Source organism: Neisseria sp. 19428wB4_WF04, assembly GCF_015235335.1.
GTDB lineage: Bacteria > Pseudomonadota > Gammaproteobacteria > Burkholderiales > Neisseriaceae > Neisseria > Neisseria musculi.
Window position 1 is genome coordinate 1 of record NZ_JADGLG010000122.1, and the last position, 971, is coordinate 971.

Consider the following 971-nt stretch of genomic DNA (forward strand, 5'->3'; position numbering starts at 1 on the left):
CTTTTTACAATCAGGAACGATTTCGGTATAAACCCTGCCGTCTCTTTCGAAAATACCAAAGACGGGTTGTTTAAGCGTTCCTCTGCCACGCTTTGACTTGCCATGGAAACCGCGCTGCCGTTTGGCAGCAAAATAGCTTTCATCAACCTTTATGCTGCCGTATAACAGGTCTTTTTGTCCGCTTTGGCAGTGGTATGTTTCGTGTCTGAAAATGCGATACCGGTGGTTGATGGTATTGCGGTTGAAGCCTGCCGGCAAAGCGGTTTTGAGGCTTCTATACCGACACAAAAATGCTTGATAATTTTTTGAGCTGATAGCCACTTAACTTGGTGTTATATTTCATTTTTCTAGGCTAACAGAGCTATTTTGCTAGTCTAGAGCCTAAATAATTACAAAACTGCCCTTTAGGTTAGGCACAACTAAAGCTGTAACAGAAATAAAGAGGGTTTGCTGTAGCTTGGACACCGTTTTCAGCAAGCAAGGAATAACACTATCCAATCCACCCAAGCCCCGGTCATTGCCGCATCAGCACAAGCCTTCGACACCGCCGTGCGGACAAAATATCGGGAAGAAAACGGGTATTACTCCCGTAAAACACCCTTTAGGCGGAGGAGGGGTAATCCACAGATTCAACCCAAACACGCGTTTTTTTTAATGGGTACTAACACTATCATTTTTCAAGACGGCTAAGACCGATATATTATGGGGCTGACGTAGATTAGCAGTCATGACAGGCTGCCAAAATGAAGATAACCCACTGTAAGTTAAAGAAGAGTCTGCAAAGAAAACTGCTTGAATATTTTGTATTGGAAGTAACCGCACGTTCTGCTGCCGATATCTTAGGTGTCAATTCCATTCCAAAACTGAGCCACAGTTGTGGTCTAAAATTGAGCCACCCTATGAGCGGTGTTTCATCCGGTAAGAATCATTGCCCGTCTCAAAAATATCGCAGCAATAAGTCAGGCGGTCCA

Annotated in this window: 2 pseudogenes; one reads left to right on the forward strand and one right to left on the reverse strand. The window is 44.1% G+C overall.

From position 1 onward, the window contains the following. Window positions 1-343: pseudogene (locus IR141_RS13660) on the reverse strand (IS1595 family transposase); the annotation flags it as partial. Between the two features lie 400 nt (window positions 344-743). Here IR141_RS13660 and IR141_RS13665 point away from each other — a divergent pair. Beyond that, window positions 744-971 (forward strand): annotated as a pseudogene (locus IR141_RS13665) (hypothetical protein); the annotation flags it as partial.